Annotated in this window: 16 protein-coding genes and 2 riboswitches (1 of these 18 only partly in view); of the genes, 7 read left to right on the top strand and 9 right to left on the bottom strand. The window is 36.1% G+C overall.

Annotated features, from left to right (window positions below; all coding sequences use genetic code 11):
- Positions 1–2: 2 nt before the first annotated feature.
- Positions 3–1,166, bottom strand: a complete 1,164-nt coding sequence (locus IGJ20_RS04775; protein WP_202522416.1) for a galactokinase — start codon at positions 1,164–1,166, stop codon at positions 3–5.
- A gap of 198 nt (positions 1,167–1,364) precedes the next feature.
- On the opposite strand from IGJ20_RS04775, the gene galM reads away from it, so the two are divergent.
- From galM to IGJ20_RS04760, 3 genes are all read left to right on the top strand, one after another.
- Complete coding sequence (gene galM, locus IGJ20_RS04770) at positions 1,365–2,423, top strand: galactose-1-epimerase (RefSeq protein WP_285704376.1); 1,059 nt, start codon at positions 1,365–1,367, stop codon at positions 2,421–2,423.
- A 130-nt stretch (positions 2,424–2,553) separates the two neighbouring features.
- The gene (locus IGJ20_RS04765; protein ID WP_002384758.1) at positions 2,554–2,700 is read left to right on the top strand and encodes a hypothetical protein; all 147 of its coding nucleotides are present in this window, start codon (positions 2,554–2,556) and stop codon (positions 2,698–2,700) included.
- A 120-nt stretch (positions 2,701–2,820) separates the two neighbouring features.
- Positions 2,821–3,459, top strand: coding sequence for a sugar O-acetyltransferase (locus tag IGJ20_RS04760; protein WP_202522415.1), 639 nt, complete (start codon positions 2,821–2,823; stop codon positions 3,457–3,459).
- 45 nt (positions 3,460–3,504) lie between these two features.
- Here IGJ20_RS04760 and IGJ20_RS04755 read toward each other — a convergent pair whose 3' ends face one another.
- The 5 genes from IGJ20_RS04755 to IGJ20_RS04735 form a co-directional block, all read right to left on the bottom strand.
- Entirely contained in the window at positions 3,505–3,936 is a 432-nt protein-coding gene (locus IGJ20_RS04755; RefSeq protein ID WP_002395025.1) for a VOC family protein, read from the bottom strand.
- A 66-nt stretch (positions 3,937–4,002) separates the two neighbouring features.
- Positions 4,003–4,482, bottom strand: a complete 480-nt coding sequence (locus tag IGJ20_RS04750; protein ID WP_202522414.1) for a GAF domain-containing protein — start codon at positions 4,480–4,482, stop codon at positions 4,003–4,005.
- A gap of 234 nt (positions 4,483–4,716) precedes the next feature.
- On the bottom strand, positions 4,717–5,934 hold the full coding sequence (locus tag IGJ20_RS04745) for an amidohydrolase (RefSeq protein ID WP_002406990.1): 1,218 nt from the start codon (positions 5,932–5,934) through the stop codon (positions 4,717–4,719).
- Positions 5,931–7,181 (bottom strand): amidohydrolase family protein, encoded by a 1,251-nt coding sequence (locus IGJ20_RS04740; RefSeq protein WP_202522413.1) that lies wholly within the window; start codon positions 7,179–7,181, stop codon positions 5,931–5,933. The genes IGJ20_RS04745 and IGJ20_RS04740 overlap by 4 nt, the downstream gene beginning before the upstream one ends.
- Positions 7,182–8,843, bottom strand: coding sequence for a peptide ABC transporter substrate-binding protein (locus IGJ20_RS04735; RefSeq protein WP_002363656.1), 1,662 nt, complete (start codon positions 8,841–8,843; stop codon positions 7,182–7,184). It abuts the gene before it with no gap.
- 380 nt (positions 8,844–9,223) lie between these two features.
- Here IGJ20_RS04735 and IGJ20_RS04730 point away from each other — a divergent pair, with 380 nt between their 5' ends.
- Positions 9,224–10,894, top strand: a complete 1,671-nt coding sequence (locus IGJ20_RS04730) for a PucR family transcriptional regulator (RefSeq protein WP_430605258.1) — start codon at positions 9,224–9,226, stop codon at positions 10,892–10,894.
- A gap of 54 nt (positions 10,895–10,948) precedes the next feature.
- Here IGJ20_RS04730 and IGJ20_RS04725 read toward each other — a convergent pair whose 3' ends face one another.
- From IGJ20_RS04725 to IGJ20_RS04715, 3 genes are all read right to left on the bottom strand, one after another.
- Positions 10,949–11,374, bottom strand: a complete 426-nt coding sequence (locus tag IGJ20_RS04725; RefSeq protein ID WP_002358161.1) for a universal stress protein — start codon at positions 11,372–11,374, stop codon at positions 10,949–10,951.
- A complete protein-coding gene (locus tag IGJ20_RS04720) occupies positions 11,374–12,972 on the bottom strand; it encodes an Nramp family divalent metal transporter (protein WP_202522412.1) in 1,599 nt (532 codons plus the stop codon). The genes IGJ20_RS04725 and IGJ20_RS04720 overlap by 1 nt, the downstream gene beginning before the upstream one ends.
- 268 nt (positions 12,973–13,240) lie before the next feature.
- Positions 13,241–13,756 (bottom strand): AAA family ATPase, encoded by a 516-nt coding sequence (locus IGJ20_RS04715; RefSeq protein WP_033918208.1) that lies wholly within the window; start codon positions 13,754–13,756, stop codon positions 13,241–13,243.
- A gap of 314 nt (positions 13,757–14,070) precedes the next feature.
- Positions 14,071–14,238: riboswitch (M-box (ykoK) riboswitch) on the top strand.
- 44 nt (positions 14,239–14,282) lie between these two features.
- Here IGJ20_RS04715 and IGJ20_RS04710 point away from each other — a divergent pair.
- The 3 genes from IGJ20_RS04710 to IGJ20_RS04700 all read left to right on the top strand — a co-directional run.
- Positions 14,283–16,055: an ABC transporter permease subunit gene (locus tag IGJ20_RS04710; protein WP_002384764.1), complete on the top strand. Its 1,773-nt coding sequence runs from the start codon at positions 14,283–14,285 to the stop codon at positions 16,053–16,055.
- A gap of 88 nt (positions 16,056–16,143) precedes the next feature.
- Positions 16,144–16,923: an ABC transporter ATP-binding protein gene (locus IGJ20_RS04705; RefSeq protein WP_002360638.1), complete on the top strand. Its 780-nt coding sequence runs from the start codon at positions 16,144–16,146 to the stop codon at positions 16,921–16,923.
- Between the two features lie 62 nt (positions 16,924–16,985).
- Positions 16,986–17,153: riboswitch (M-box (ykoK) riboswitch) on the top strand.
- Positions 17,154–17,221: 68 nt separating this feature from the next.
- Positions 17,222–17,388 carry the 5' portion of a hypothetical protein gene (locus tag IGJ20_RS04700; RefSeq protein ID WP_002363651.1) on the top strand. The gene runs 94 nt beyond the window's last position, so the window shows 167 of its 261 coding nt (coding positions 1–167); its start codon is at positions 17,222–17,224; its stop codon lies off the right edge, out of view.

Here is a 17,388-nt window from a genome sequence, read left to right as displayed (position 1 = left end):
TTCTAAAATAACTTTCTGGCACCATCATCAATTGATGCAGGATAAAAATCAGCAGCATAGCCAATTTTATCTTGATAACTCTGGCCAACAGCTTCAATAAATGCATCTATATTTCGCTTTGGTACCAAAGCAATACTACAACCGCCAAACCCTGCACCAGTCATCCGTGCGCCCAAAACGCCTGGTTGTTCTTGCGCACAAGCCACTAAGGTATCCAACTCAATGCCAGTTACTTCGTAATCTTCTTTTAGCGAACGATGTGAGGCATTTAATAATAAGCCAAATTCTTCCAAATCCCCTTCAGTTAGCGCTTGTTTTGCCAATAAAGTTCGTTCATTTTCTGTGACGGCATGACGCGCTCGTTTAATCAACGTTGGATCTCCAATCAATGCTTGATATTGGTCAAATGTCTCGCTGTCTAATTCACCTAAAAATTCAATAGATAACTCTTTTTGAAGCAAACGAACGGCTTCTTCGCATTCTGCACGGCGTTCATTATATTTTGAATCTGCTAATTCACGACGTTTGTTAGTATTCATAATAACAATCGTATACTCACCTAGTTTGGCGGGAACCATTTCATAGTGCATATTATTGGTATCTAGTAGAATAGCTTGATCTTTTTCTCCCATCCCTACGGCAAATTGGTCCATAATTCCTGAATTAACGCCAATAAATTCATTCTCCACTTTTTTACCGATTTGCACCAATTCAAGCATTGGACAGTGTAAAGCATATAAATCATTACAGATCGTCCCCATTAAAAGTTCAATAGAAGCAGAAGAAGACAAGCCAGCACCATTAGGAATCGTACCGTAGAAGAGCACATCTAAGCCAGAATCAATATTGTGTCCGCTTTCAATCAAGTAATTTAAAACACCTTTAGGATAATTTGCCCAATCATCTGAATCTGAATAGGTTAAATCTTCTAATGTAAATTCGATGAGACCAACCTCTTTAAAATTATCAGAAAACATCCGAATTTTTTGGTCGTCTCTTTTTCTTGCCACACCAAATGTCCCTAACGTAATAGCCGCCGGGAAAACATGACCGCCATTGTAATCTGTATGTTCACCAATCAAATTAATTCTTCCAGGGGCAAAATAACAGGCTGTCCCTTTCTCACCAAATATTTCTACAAATCGATTCATTAACAGTTCTTCCATCACTAATCGCTCCTTTCACTAGTAAACAAATTGTATAATATTTACTAAACTTTTGCAAATATTTACTTAATATTTTCTTAATTGTCATTTCGTCTGAAAACGTGTACAATACAATTAAATAAAGATTTATTTTCTTAGTGTTTCTTTTTGACTATTTAAATAATCTAAAAAACAAAGTTAAATTTACTAAATATTTACTTGAAGGAAGGATTGATTATTTTGACTATTTCAACTGAATCATTTGGACAAGGAATGCTTCTTTACACACTGACGAATAAAAATGGTGTGACTTTAAAAGTAACAGATTTTGGTGCGCGAATTGTTGCGCTCGACGTTCCTCTTACAAAAAATGAATCACGATCACTCGTGCTAGGCTTTCCCTCAGCAGATGAATATTTGTCTAAAGACTTATATTTTGGTGCAACAATTGGTCGAACAGCTGGCCGAATTGCCGATGGCTCCTTTGAACTAGCGGGTAAAACGTATCAAACGATGATTAATACTCCTACTCAAACAACACTTCACGGCGGCACACCTGGGTTTGAAAGTAAAAAATGGCACAGCGAAATCCAAGAGGCACAAGTGAATCCTTCTGTGAAATTTTGGCTAGAGAGTCCTGCTGGTGAAAATGGTTTTCCTGGAAATCTCACCGTTTCAGTCACGTATACATTGACTGAAGAAAATGAATGGCAAATTGAGTATCAGGCAACTACAGATGAACAAACACTTTTTAATCCAACCAATCATGTCTACTTTAATTTAACTGGAAATCCCGCAATCCCCATTGATACGCATGAGTTACAAATAAATGCCCAAAAGTATGTCCCGCTTGATGAAAGAGTTTTACCGCTTGGAGAATTAGCTTCCGTCGACCAGACAGCTTTTGATTTACAAAAACCTAAAAAATTAGCTGAGGTTTTTTCAAGTAACGATGAACAAATCCAAAAGATGAACGGCTTCGATCACCCTTTCATCTTAACCAATCATGATTTAATTAACCCGGATGTTATCTTAAAAAGTCCTACTAAAGATATCACCTTAGAGATGTTCACTGATCAACCTTCAGTTGTTATTTTTTCAGCAAATTTTGCTGATAACGGTCCCGATATTCAAGGGCAAAAATTAGTCAATCACGGAGCGCTCACATTTGAAACCCAAGTCTGTCCTGGTGCTGAAAGATTTCCGTTGTTCGGTTCTATCACCCTCTCACCTGAACAGGAATTTCACTCAACGACCCGTTTCAAACTAATTTATTAAGTGAAATGGTGCTCTTAACCAAGCTTATCTTCGAACTAAAAAAGATAAGAATGGTTAAGAGCACTTCTATTATTTGACATTTTTAATCGCTCCATTTACACTATTTTCAATTAGAAAGGCGGTGATGTCTATGTATGCAATCAAATTTTTTCATGGCTATTTAACTGCAGATGGTAAACGTACGCGAGATAAATCAGGTTGTTTAGTTTACCACTCTGAAAAAGAAGCACAAAAATTAGCAGATAAAATTGGCGGGAGAGTTAAAAAAATTGGATAACCTTAGGTAAAGGATAGATAAGCAAGGCTATTTTGCTATCTGTCCTTTTTTATTTTACATATTCCTCGACTTATTGTATTAATTTGATACAATAGAGAAAAAGCCTAAAGGAGCGCTTACATGAAACAAAATGACTTTGATTATATGCAAATGTTAAAAGGTGAATTATATTACGCCCCCACCATTTTACCCGAAAATAAATCAACAAAAGGCAAGGTGTTAGCTCAAAAAATCAATCAACTTCCTATCGATAATGTGAAAGAAATTGTGGCCCTAGAAAAAGAATTATTAGGAAAAACTGGCAATGAGTTATATATCACCCCACCCCTCCATGTAGATTACGGTCGCCATATTGAGGTAGGAGAAAATTTTTATGCAAATATGGATTGCATTTTTTTAGATGTAAACAAAATCATCTTCGGTGATAATGTCATGGTTGGCCCTCGTGCTAGTTTTTATACTGCCGGCCATCCAATTGATTCAACGATTCGAACTGCAGAATTAGAATTCGGGGCGCCAATTATTGTTGAAGATAACGTGTGGATTGGCGGAAGTGCCACCATTTTACCTGGCGTTACAATTGGAAAAAATGCTATTGTCGCTGCTGGTGCTGTGGTTACAAAAGACGTTCCTGCCAACACGATTGTTGGAGGTAATCCAGCAAAAGTCATTCGCAAAATTGATGAAAACGATCAGCAATTTTGGACAGAAAAGCAACGGCAGTATCAAATCGCTAAGAAGCAATTCTTTCATGAATAAAAAATCCCCAATCCAATGAAAATAACGGATTGGGGATTTTTTATTTTAATTTTCTTCATAATAATTAAACATCCAATGGATGCCAAACTGATCTTTTAGGGAACCATACTTTTTGGACCAAAAAGTTTCAGATAATGGCATTGTAACAGTGCCACCTTCAGATAATCGTTTAAATAAGCGATCAATTTTTTCATCATCATCTGTGCTAACCACGAGCGAAAGGTTATTTCCTTCCGTAACTTCAAAACCAAACATATCAGGAACATCTGAAATCATTACATAGGTTCCTTCAATAATGATACTTGCGTTCATCACTAAATCCTTTATCTCGTCGTTTATAGGATGCTCAGGATCTTCAGGTGCTTCGCCAAAAGTCATTAAATTTTGACATTTTGTATCAAAAACATCTTCATAGAACGTAATTGCTTCTTTTGCTTCACCTTTAAAATTTATATACAGCTCTAACAAATGACTCACCTTCTTTCATGATCAAATTTTATACTTTATTTTCTCATGATTTGTCAGAAAGCAAAAATAGTCTGCTTAAAAATCTGATTTTTCTAGTAACAAGGTAACAAATTTTTCCAAATACAGTTGGTCAACCGCATCATAGCTATTTGTTACACCACTATCAATATCTAAAACACCGACCAATTGATGATTTTTTACCATCGGTACAACGATTTCAGACATCGCAGCTGAGTCACAAGAAATATAATTGGCGTGTGTCTTCACGTTATCAACAATCAATGTAGCTTGTTTTTCCGCGGACTCACCACAGACACCTTTGCCCATTTTAATTCTGGTACAAGAGACTTTCCCTTGAAAAGGACCCAAAACTAATTCTTCATTTTTATATAAATAATACCCAGCAAAAACAGTGTCTGGTAACGTTTGCGCAAGTAACGCAGACGAGTTTGCTAAATTTGCAATAGCATCCATTTCTATTTCTAACAAACCGCTCAATTGTTGTAAGCACAATTCGTAGGCTGCTTTTTTGTTTTCTCTCGTTTGTTCAGTCATGCTTGGTTCATCTCCTTCATTTTGTCTTATTATAAAGGAAGATACGCAAAAGTGCTATGTTAAAGTGAGTCAAACAAACTTGAAAAGCTGATACACGTTGTGAGCAGAAGCACTTTATACGCATTAAACTGTGACGAGTAACCGCAGGAATGACACTGTGCGTTGCTCAGAGCTGAACCCCGTTTCCTCTGTTTGGCTTTTTAGCATTCTATTTCTACCTAATTTTAAAGCAAGTTAAACCCATTGTCCTTTCAACATAATCTGGCGTTTCTGTGGTTTTCTAGCAATCACTTCTGCTGTAGAAGCTGCTTCTGTAAAAATAAAGTTTGCTTCGTCGCCTTCTGTAAACCAAAGACGTTCTTCTTCAAATGAAAAAGGTGCTTCTTTGCCACAGCCATGGACGTAAGCTTGAGTAAGTTGCTCTTCTGTAATCTTTCCTGTCATTTCACAAAAATTACGTAATTTTTCAAATAAATCACCTGAAACATTAGAACTCCAAGAGTCAAAAAAGCCATCACTACCTAAATGAACCGATACACCAGCTTGGCGTAACACATCAATTGGTGGCAATAAATAACGAGGATCATAGGGAATTGTAGACATAATCGCCGTTTGATGCGTTGCCAAGCGTTGGTATAGTTTTTCTTTTTCTGCTGGACGTACATCTAGCAGCGCAAAGGCGTGACTGATAGCGGTTCGCTGAGTAAATTTTCGTTCTTCCAAAATGTCTAAAAATTTATCAATTGTATAAACGCCAACTTCCCCCGTATCATGCAAGTGGATATCGATTCCTACTTGAAATTCTTCTGCCAGATCGAAAATAGTTTCTAAAGATTCTTCAATTGCATAATCAATGCCTGCAGGATCTAAACCACCAACCATTGTTCCACCATTTTTTAGAGCTTCTCTCATGAGTAAAACCGTTTGGGGATTTTTTAATAATCCATGCTGTGGAAAGACAACAATATCATAATCAATCACATGCGCATATTTTTCTAAGGCTCTTTTGACGCCCCAGAAGTTTTCTAGTTCTACATAAGGATCAATGTTGACATGTGTCCGAATATAAGAGGCTCCATACCCAATCAATTTTTCAATCATGGCCGTCGCTCGTTGTTCTGTTGACGGAGCTAACAATTTAAGTTCACTGGCTTCGTCTGCTAAACGCTCTTTTAAATTCTTAACAGGTTGGCTAGCACGCCAGCCTAATGAAAGGTAGGTTTTATCTAAGTGGTTATGGCTCTCTTGAAAAGCGGGAATAGCCAGTTGTCCGTTTAAATCAGTGCCTTGTTGCTTTTCAGTGACTTGATTTTGCGGAATAATCGCTTGGATTTTCCCTTCTTGAATCGCTAAAGTATAGCGTGCGGTTTTAGTATACGTTAATTCGTGGTGGTCTTTAGCAAAACCAGTTTCTAAACGAACATTATTCAAATAAACAATGGATGCTGTCATTCTTTTTCCCCCTTTTGAACGGCTTCAACCAGTTGTCCTTTTAGTATCAGTTGTTGGATTGGCTGTTGGCGTGCAATCACGTGAGCAGTGCTCTCAGCATTAAATAGTAGGAAATCTGCAGAATCGCCGACGTTAGGCCAAACTCGCTGCCCGTTAGGATCAAGAGGCGTTACAAAATTACTCGCTAAGCCCCATAAACGATTCAAGCGATACTCATCGCTAATTTTAAATCTTTGAGCGGCTGTATTTAATTTTTCTATTGTATTGCCACTGCCAAAAGGCGACCAATGATCCGTCAAACTGTCATGAGCAACGGAAATCTTAACACCTTGTTCAACCAAGGTTGGAATCGGCATGGTGGGCATTCCAATCGGTACAGTCGAAGTCAAATCAATACCTGTTTCGATGAATTTTTGCGCAATATCTCTAATTTCTGCTTCTTCTAAGCTCCCCAAAGCTAAAGCATGACTTAAAGTGACTTCGCCAAACATCTTTGCTTGTTCTGTATAATCAACAAATTTATTAAATTCATAAAGTCCCAAAGTATCACGGGCGTGTAAATGAACATCAATTTTTTTATTAAATGTGGTAGCTAATTCAAATATTTTTGCGATTGAATGATCCACATGACGATCCACAAGGGCTGGATCAACGCCGCCGACATGAGTTGCCCCCATGCGTAAGGCTTCGCGCATCAAAGGTTCGACTTGTGAGCGGAGTAATCCGTGTTGAGGAAAAGCCACAATTTCATGAGTAATGTATTGTTCATATCGACTAAATGCTTCTTTAGTGATTTCAATATGTTTCGTTCCAATAGATGGATCTACATTACAATGACTGCGAATATGATAATGGCCTTGTTGAATATACTGCTCAATAACTTGGCAAGCACGTTCTAAACTAGTTGGTAATTGTTCAGGTAACAGCCAAGTTTCTTCTTCAATACGTGTTAAAATTCCTTTCGTTAGTGGACGACAGGCCTTCCAAGGTCCCCCAAAATACGTTTTATCAATATGAATATGCATTTCTCTTAGAGCAGGTAAAACGAGTTGCTGATTCACATCGATAACTGTTTCGTTCTCTAAAGGCCTTAACTGCGGTGCGACCGCAGTACAGACCTCGTTTTCAATTCGAATATCATAGCTAGCTGTTTCTGTCGCAACAATTCGCTGATTCACAGTAGAAAATCCTGTTTCTAATTTACAGTTTTTTAAAAGCATGACAAACCCCTTCCTACCTTCATTCAATTAGTTAACATAAGCCCATTTTAAACTGTACGTAGGTCCAAATGAATGCCAATACAGATCCTTGATTTTTTGATTAGCTAATACAGAAATGCTTCGATTGTAGATTGGTGCTAAAACCGTTTCCTGATTCACCAAAATATCTTGTGCTTGAGCAAAGTCATTTAAACGAGCCTCTTGATCAGCCGCATGTGTTGTTCTAGTTTCTTGAATTAATTGATCATACGTATCACTCTTGAACGTTACGCCGCCCAAGGTACTATCCGAAGTAAAGATGCGCATAACTGTTAATGGATCACGATAATCGGTTCCCCAACCAGATAATTCTAAATCATAGTCTCTCGTTTGATCACGATCAACACGAATAGTAAAAGGAACTTGAGTAACATTCACTTCTAATCCGTCTAGATTTTCTTCCAATTGAAATTGGAAAAACTCAGCAGCTTTTTTGGCGCTGTCTGTATCATCTGTTAAAAATTCTAATTTTATTTTATCCAGCCCAATTTCTTTTTTCCCTTTTTCCCAGAATTCTTTTGCTTTCGCTGTATCGTAGGTTAAGTAGTTATTTTTCTTAGCAGCTAGTTTTGTGAAATCTGTTCCATCTGGCGCAATCGTTTGTCCTGGCGGAATTACTTGATCTGTAGCCGTTGATTGATCTTGCAAGACTTCTTTTACAAAACTTTCTTTATCAAAAGCTTGTGCCAACGCTTTACGAATATTGTTGTTCGCTAAAGCCGGATTTTCTTTTCCATCACGAACGCTGTTCATTTTTAAAAAGTATGTGACGAATTGAGGAATTGAAAGAAAGGCTGGATTATCAACATAACCAGGTATAAATTCACCACTTAGCTTATTCACTACATCCAATTCATTCGAGTCAAACAAATTCACCGCTGTCGTTGGGCTCTTAATTACTGAAACTTTCGCTTCTGTTAATTTAACTTTTTCAGCATCCCAATACGTATCATTTTTTTCGTAGGTCCAGTCATCGGAAGAGGCATTATCCCATTCTTTCAATTTAAAAGGACCATTATAAATCAAATGTTCTGCATCAGTGGCATATTTATCCCCTTGTTCTTTGATATATTTTTCATTTTGTGGAAACAAAACAGGAAACGAAAGTAATGATTTCAAATAAGGGGTGGGCCGTTCTAAAGTTATTTCTAACGTTTTATCATCTAGCGCCTTAACCCCAAGAGTATTCACATCTGCGCCTTCTAAAGCAATTTCCTTAGCATTTTTAATGACATCAAAAAATAAAGCTTGATGAATCGACCCTGATTTAGGGGAAGCAACTTGTTGCCATGCATAAACAAAGTCATTTGCTGTTACTGGATCATCATTCGACCATTTGGCATCTTCTCTAATCTTAAATGTATAAACGGTTTCATCTTCAGAAATCGCTGGTTCTTCGGCAGCGACCCCCAACTCTAATTCATCTTCTTTACCTAAAACATAGAGTCCTTCATAAACTTGATTCATGACTAAAGTCGAGGTCGTATCCCCCGCTGTGTGTGGTTCCATTGTCGAAATAGCCGCTTCAGAACTAATTGCAATTTTTTGTTCCGCTGCTTTGTTACTATCAGCCGAGTTTCCCGTTCCCGCCTGACAAGCCGTTAAAGCTAAAAGCAAACCGACGCATCCTAACATTTTTAATTTCTTCATACCGATCCCTCCATTTTACAAACTATAACCTTCAAAGTTACCAGAATTTTCTGATAAAATATAGAAAAAGAAGCCTATCTGATAAGAGTCTCAAAAAACTTACAGATCATAGAAATACTTGAGAAATTTAAAGTAGCTGAAACAATAGTAAAAGCATTAAAAATTAAGTATACTATTGCTATATCTTTAAACGATGCGTTTCTATAGGTTGTAAGCGCTGATTGTTCTTATTTGGTCATTTGTGACTACCAATCACGTGATGACTTGGAACTTTTTTCTATTAGTATAAGGATACCTTATTTTCCCTAAAATAGTTTTGTAACATCTTACAATAAATACACTTAATTTTTAGATAATTCATACAAAAGGAGGCCTTGCTAATGATGACGGTCAATGATCTACTCCATGCAGAAGAACTACCTGGTTTAACCTTATTGACGCACGAGACCAATTTAGATGCGCCAATTCTACAAGCTAATATTTTAGAAAATCCTGATGCTTTTGACTGGTTAACGCCAGGAGAAATTTTATTAACTACCGGCTATATTTTCAAAGATCAGCCTTGCTTGCAAAAACGTCTTATTCAAGAACTAGCAAATATGAACTGCGCTGCTCTAGGTTTTAAAGTCCAACGTTATTTCAATGAAGTTCCACAAGAGATGATCCAATTAGCGAATGACGTCGGATTACCAATTCTCTCAATCCCTTATAATTACAACTTTTCTCAAATTATTTCATTGGTCAATCGCCGAGTCAATCAACCTGACGAAACGATTAGCCAACATTCTGTTCATATGCATAATAAATTTTATACAATTATCAAAGCTGGCGGAAAAAGTACCCATTTACTGGAAGTATTAAGTGCCGCGATTCAAGCGCCTGTAATGCTTTTAGACGAGCGTTTTCAGATTATGAATCATTTTGATTTACCTGATGCGCCAACAAGAATCACCAGTATTTTAAACAACGCGACTCTCAAAAAACAGTTTGAGACAGCTTTAAAAGCCCAGAACAATGAGCTCCTATTATTTTATAAAGAACCATTGACTGTTGAATTTTCCTTAGCGAACCATCAGTTATCTTTGCGAATTTTACCCATCAAAAAGAAAAATCTCAGCTTATCTTACTTAGTGATTTGGCAAACTACCAAAAAATTACAGACGATTGATTTATTATCCGTAGAGGTCTGTGCTCACTACCTTTTACCACAACTTCAATTAGAATCTTCGGAAAATTTAACAACGAGGCAAAAGATTGGGGCGCTGTTTCAAGACCTTATCCAAGAAAAAAATACAAATCCTCAAGCTTGGCAAGAATTTAGTAATTATCTGCAATTAAATGAAAAAGATACATTTAGTCTCTTGCTTGTAGCCATTGAACAATTGGAACAACTGTTTAATCCGACTATTCAAATGAATAGCATTGGCCATCAATTGAATCATATTTTAGAAGGATATCGACAAAAAATTACTGCCTTTCCTACACAAACTGGCTTTATTTTATTACTAGAAAATCCAGCACAAGAGGAAGCCACCTATCTTGCACAAACCACTCATCTTGCCAAGAATTTACTAGAGCAACTAATGAAACTGAATCCAAAATTATCATTTAAATTAGCGATTGGTCCAACTGTCAAGAAAATCACCAATCTGTGTGATTCTTATAAATTAGCACAAGAAACATTCCACTTAGCACAAGCAAGTCAAGAATTACAACAACGAACTATTTTGAATTATGACGACCTCTTTTTTTATCGTTTAATGATCGAAACCCTGACCAAACAAGCCAAACAAAAAATATATCAACGATTGATTGAACCATTAGAAAAAGAAGATCAAAAACATGAAAGTTCCCTACTAGAAACCATCAATACCTACTTTCAATCGAATAAAAATATTTCGTTGACTGCCACAAATATGTATGTACATCGTAATACAATTATTTACCGCTTAAAAAAAATAGAAGAGATTCTTCACTTAACTTTAGAATTTCCTGATAGTTCGCTACAACTAAGTTTGGCTGTTTATTTATATAAACAAAAATTACTATAAAAAGGCCACCACGAATAGTAAATCGTGGCGGCTTTTTTAACTGTTTCAATTTTGTTAGCGAATAATCATTACAGAAATTGGTGCATATCGAGCCATATAAGCTGCTTGGCTACCAAAAAAGCTTTTTAATTTGCTAGTTGACTTGGAGCCAATAATTAACAAATCTGGTTTATTCAAAGGAATAAGCTTATTAATAATTAATTCTCCTGGGTTCCCTTCATTGACAATTACACTTACTTTATCGATGCCATTCGCTAACGCTTCTTGTTGATATTTTTCCGTTTGTTTCTCTAATTTCGCCAACTGTTCTTGCCAATAATTTTTATCTAACGATTGGTAAACATTAATCTCTTTCTCTTCTAAAATCGAAACAATAACCAATTCAGCTTGTTCTTCTTTTGCTTTTTGGATAGCATAATGAAATGCTTTTAACGCATCTGGCGACTCTTCAACACCAACCATAATTTTTGAAAATTTCATTATTTAACCTCCTCTACTTGTTGCTCCATAGCTGTAAGCTGCTGTGCGTATCGTTTATCACCTTTATATAATTCCACAACCGTCCAAACTAACAAGAGGATGACGAGTGCTATGATGACATAAGCAATATTATCGGCTAACGTAATTTGACTCGCTGTCGGATTATCACCGAAGAATCCTTCAATTTGATCAGGTAAGCCTTTCATATTGAGGTAAATTAAGCCAATGACAGAAACCCAGCCTAACAATTTAATTAACCACGAGTTTTTAAAATGTTCACCCATTTCAACACGGCTATCTGTAAACATCAGTAAAGGCAACATCGAAAATGGCAAAGCAAATGCTAGAAAAACTTGTGAATTGTTCATTAAATTATTAATCGCAATATGCTCTTCCACTGTACTTTTCCCGCTGGTCATTAAAACACAGATTAAGACAGGAATAACAGATAACAAACGTGTGACCATCCGACGTAACCAAATTGGCACACGCATATGAATAAACCCTTCCATAATGATTTGACCAGTTAACGTTCCTGTAATTGTTGAATTTTGTCCTGATGCCAATAAGGCTACCGCAAATAAAATCGATAAAATTCCAGAACCTGCAATATGCGCTAAAATAGAATTACTCATAACCGCTGGATTTGATAAAGCATCAAACAAACCAAAGAATGAAGGATCTTTGACACTGCCGGATTTAAAAACGGCCACACCCATAATCAATAATAAAGAGTTAACAAAAAATGCCATCGTTAATTGAATATTAGAATCCCAAGTTGAAAAGCGTAAAGCGCGTTGAATATCGGTTTTATCTTTACGATCAATTTTACGACTTTGCACAACAGAAGAATGTAAATACAAATTATGAGGCATCACTGTTGCACCAATAATCCCCAATGCACCTGTCAATGGCGTTTGCCCATTCACCGCATGTGATATAGAAAAAGCTTCTGCGCTAGGAACCAGCCCTTTAATTACATCTCCCCATACTGGATTTGACAATGCCACTTGATAAGCAAAAATCACAAAAATAACAACAATTAAAGCAACAACAATAGCTTCAATTTTTCTAAAACCAATTTTTGTCAATAACAACAAAAGTAAAACATCAAATACCGTAATGAAGACAGCCAGACCTAAAGGAATATGAAATAATAAATATAAGGCAATTGCGCCCCCGATAACTTCAGCGATATCTGTAGCCATAATTGCTAACTCTGTTAAAATCCATAATACAATACCTAACGTCTTACTAGTTCTAGCACGAATCGCTTGTGCTAAATCCATCTGTGAAACAATGCCTAATTTAGCAGCCATATATTGGAGCAACATTGCAATCAAACTGGAAATTAAAATAATCGACATCAATAAATATTGAAAATTTTGTCCCCCAGTAATTGAAGTAGACCAGTTTCCTGGATCCATATACCCCACTGCTACCAATGCTCCTGGACCTGAGTAAGCAAATAACGTTTTCCAAAAACTCATATTTTTAGGCACGTCGATGGTGCCATTAATTTCTTCAAGCGAAGGACCATTTGCATATTCAATCAAATGATGTCTTTGCTTTGGTTCATGTTCTTCTGAATTTTTCAATTCAATTCCTTCTTTCGTTTTGCAATAATTTTAAAAGGCCCTTCCCGTTAGAAGGTTAACCTCTAATATATTTTAGGTACACCTAAAATATACTGCTAAAAATAACAAAATGCAAGACTTGAAAGAAAATTTTGACAGTGTAAAAATAGATTGTCGTAAATGTGCGGTCTTAAAGTTTGAAGAAATCAGGGTAGCTGGTAGTTGATTATCTTAAGAAGTAGAAAATAAGGGACCTAAGTCATTTCGGCTTAGGTCCCTTATTTTATTTTTATTCGGTTATTCTATTAAGAATGGATGCTACAATTTCTGTCGTGTCAGCTGAATGATTTCTAAAAATCTCGGTAAACTTAATCTGACGAAAACCTTCAAGTACTTCGGGCAACTTATTTTTCCCCCATTCAAAAGTTCCATCATTTCTTTTCAATAATCTCTGTAAAATTTCTTCTTTCTCGACCGCTAACAAAAAATGATAAACGTCAATGCCTGCTCGTCTCAGATATCCAATCAGCTCTTCTTCATATTCATTTTTATAAAGGGTCATTGGAACAATAATCGGCCGTCCAGACTCTTTGGACATTCGTTTTAATAAATGAGCATTCCAGCAACGCCATTCCTGATACTCTTGAAAATCATTTTCTTTCATTTCTTCGGGAACTAACTCCATCAATGCACTACCAATAATTTCTGGATCATAAATGATTGCATTGGGAAGTTTTTGTTGTAACTCATGTGCAATGGTCGTTTTTCCGGCTCCAAACGCACCGTTTAACCAAATAATCATCATAATTTCCTTTCTTCTGAACAAATTTCTTTGTTGTTTAATTTAGGTGCTAGATTACTTTTAATTTTTTTAGCCATTCACTTATAGTTACTACTTACATCTTTAACAGTAAACGAGACAAACTAAAAATACAACATCCTACGCTATTAACCTCGGGTTACATAACATACTCATCTGATAATTTTCCCCTAAAAAAACAGAATGTGGGCAATCTTTTTAAGAATCATTGAATAGAATAACAACAAACAGTAATTCAGGTATAACTAGCTAGAAATTGTTTTATTTTTAGTCACGAGTATGATAAGCATGTAAATCAAATAGAATCATATTAGGTGAGGTTACTCTGAAGAACACAGGTTATCGCTCGGAAATGTCGAGAGACAGTAACGAGTAAAGCAGGGATTGTCGAATTAAGGCTTTCCTAAGATAACTAGAATTTTTTTCTTACGTCTCAGAAAGCCAAAGCTCAATTATTGTGATTACCCTATAATCTTCTTCTTTTATTCGGCGACCTCTTTAATATGATTAATTGGAGGTTTTTAAATTGAAAGCTGTCACTGCATCATCTAAGAAAAATACCCTACTTGCTAAAAGTATCGGGAATCTTACCTTGCTCATCATTTTAGGCATTTTCATTTTTATCATCGTCTTCTCTTGGCTAAAAATGAATCGCCCTCTCCACACCCTTCCCTCAGAAGAATTCCTCGCAACACCAAGTAAAACAGATGATTTCTTATCTCCATCAAATCTTTTTTACTTTTCAATTCGAACCATGTTTCGAATGATTGTGGGGATGGCTTGGTCCTTCCTGTTTTCCTTTGTTTTTGGTATTTTAGCCGTAAAATATAAAACGGCAAGAAGAGTCATTTTACCATTAGTTAATTTCCTTGAATCTGTTCCATTGCTAGGTTTTTTGACCTTTACAACTGCTTGGTTACTTGGTTTATTTCCAGGAAATGTGATGGGCGCAGAAGCGGTTGCTATTTTTGCCATCTTCACAGGTCAAGCTTGGAACATCATGTTGACTCTTTATCAAATAATGGAAGTTATTCCTTCAGATCTAGTGAATGTGACCGATCAGTTCAAGTACAATGCTTGGGAAAAATTTTGGCGTCTTGAATTTGTTTACTCAATTCCTGGCTTACTTTGGAACGTTATTATTTCTCAAACTGCGGCTTGGTTTGCCTTGGTGGCCAGCGAGCAAGCTTCTGTTGCCTTTCCTAAAGAAACCAACCTTTATTTACCAGGAATTGGTTCTTATATCCAAGTAGCATTAAATCGAGCCGACTTTAAATCCTGTTTATGGGCTGTTTTTGCCTTATTAATCAATGTGGTGATTTTAAACTTTTTAGTTTTTCAACCTTTAGTTCGAGCCACTTATTATTTTAAATATGAAACAGATGTCGAAAGTACGACGCCACCTAAATCCATCATTTATCATTTATTAAAAAAAGCAACTTTAACGAAATACTTTTCAAAAGCTTTTGTGAAATTCAGTCATTTTTGGATTTACGATTTACCAAAAGTTTGGTACTTTTTCAAGCTAGACTATCTCTATCGGTTACTAGCAAAATTACGCCATTTCTTCAAAACATTATGGTATGTCAGCTTAACCATTATCGGAGTTTATTGTTCTATTAAGCTCTATCATTTCTTGCCCCATCAAGATTTCAGCATGATTCCTAGATTAACCCTTTATACTACGCTACGGGTTACCTTGGCTATGGTCGTTGCTGGCATTATCTTTACTCCCTTAGCAATCTGGGTTGCGAATGATAATCGGCGCTTAAGTATCGTTCAACCGATTGGACAAATTTTAGGCTCCATTCCGTCAAATGTTTATACTCCATTCATTGTGTTGATTATTAGTATGGGCTTCAACAAATTAGAATGGTGGATTTTACCACTCATCATGGTTGGTTGCCAATGGTATTTTTTCTTTAATGTAATTGCTGGCTACTTAGCCATCCCTGATGATATTCGTGACGTAACCAAACTTTTTAAATTATCTAAATGGCAATGGTGGACAAAATTTTTGATCCCTTCTATTTTACCTTACCTCATTACAGCAATTATTAACGCTGCTGGTGCTGCTTGGAACGCTGATATCGCAGCAGAAAGCATTCAATGGGGCAAAAAATCAATAGATGTTACTGGCCTAGGACAATATATTGCGGCAAACGATGGCGTAAAAGATAAATCTGCCTTAGGAACCTTAGCGATGTGTTTCGTTGTTGGTTTATGTATCGCATTTGTTTGGCAACCTTTATATCGAGCAGCAAAACAAAAATTTCACTATTAATAGCTGGACGACTCAACTCGACTAAATTTTTAAGATAAACTAGAGAGGAGAACGATAGGTGATTTCCCTTGACCTATCTAATAAGACGATGGAAAATAAAGAATTATTAAGCATAAAATCAGTATATAAAGAATTTGAAATTGAAGGACATTCAGAACATTTAAAAGTCCTTGAAAATATTGATTTAACAGTTAAAACGAATGAATTTTTAAGTATTATCGGACAATCAGGAACAGGAAAATCAACGTTGCTCAGAAGTATTGCTGGACTTCTTCGTACAACTAGAGGTGAAATTACTTTTGAAGATAAAATCATTAATGAGCCTGATGCCAATATCGGCATGGTTTTTCAACATTTTGCCCTTTTTCCTTGGTTGACAGTTGAAAAAAATATCAGCTTTGGCTTAGAAAACCGTAAAGAAATTTCCCGTGAACAAATAAATAAAAGAGTCAGTAATCTCATTGAAATGATTGGTTTAACTGGTTTTGAAAAAGCTTATCCTAGAGAGTTATCTGGTGGAATGAAACAGCGTGTAGGCTTTGCTCGTGCTTTAGCCATCGAACCTAGCTTATTGCTCTTAGACGAACCTTTTTCAGCTTTAGATATCATTACAGCCAGTCAATTATCTAACGATTTATTAGAAATTTGGTTAAACAATCAAATTGCAACTAAATCAATTGTAATGATCACGCATGACGTTCAACAAGCAGTTCAACTTTCTGATCGGGTTGTATTAATGGATGCAAATCCTGGTCGTATTGCCAAAATTTACTCAATCGATATCCCCAGAAATCAACGTTCGCCAAAAACAACCATTGATATTGTAGAACAAATAACAGAAGAAATGGTTCGTCGCATTCATTTGTAAATAGAACTGTTTTGACTTCTGCTTATGTCTTGACAAAGAGTTACTTAAAAGACTATTATTTCTTTGTAATAAGTTAGGTGAGGCTCCTATACAAACATAGGCTATTGCTCAGAAATGTCGAGAGACACCAATGAGTAGAACAAGACTGGTCGAGGAGAAGGCTTTTCTCAAAATAGCTAAGAGTGATCTTTACGTTGTATAGTGCTAAAGCTCAACGTTCATGTTGATGTATCTTTTTAGTCTCTAGTCAATCAGTTAAGTAAGTACTTTTATTTAAAATTAAGAGAGGAGTGAAAGTATGACTACTATGTTAGCAATCATTGGAACTGTTGCAATCATCACAGTTCAAGTTATTGAATATAATATGACAGAAATTCATATTCCTACTGCAGGAACATTTAATGACGATGATGCAGAACCCCCACATTCTTCTGTAACCCTTGTATTTATTCGCACTATACTTAT

The organism is Enterococcus sp. DIV0294 (assembly GCF_050558155.1).
Lineage (GTDB): Bacteria > Bacillota > Bacilli > Lactobacillales > Enterococcaceae > Enterococcus > Enterococcus faecalis.
Note: the sequence above shows the minus strand (reverse complement) of the source record. Positions and strands in the feature narration are given on the sequence as shown.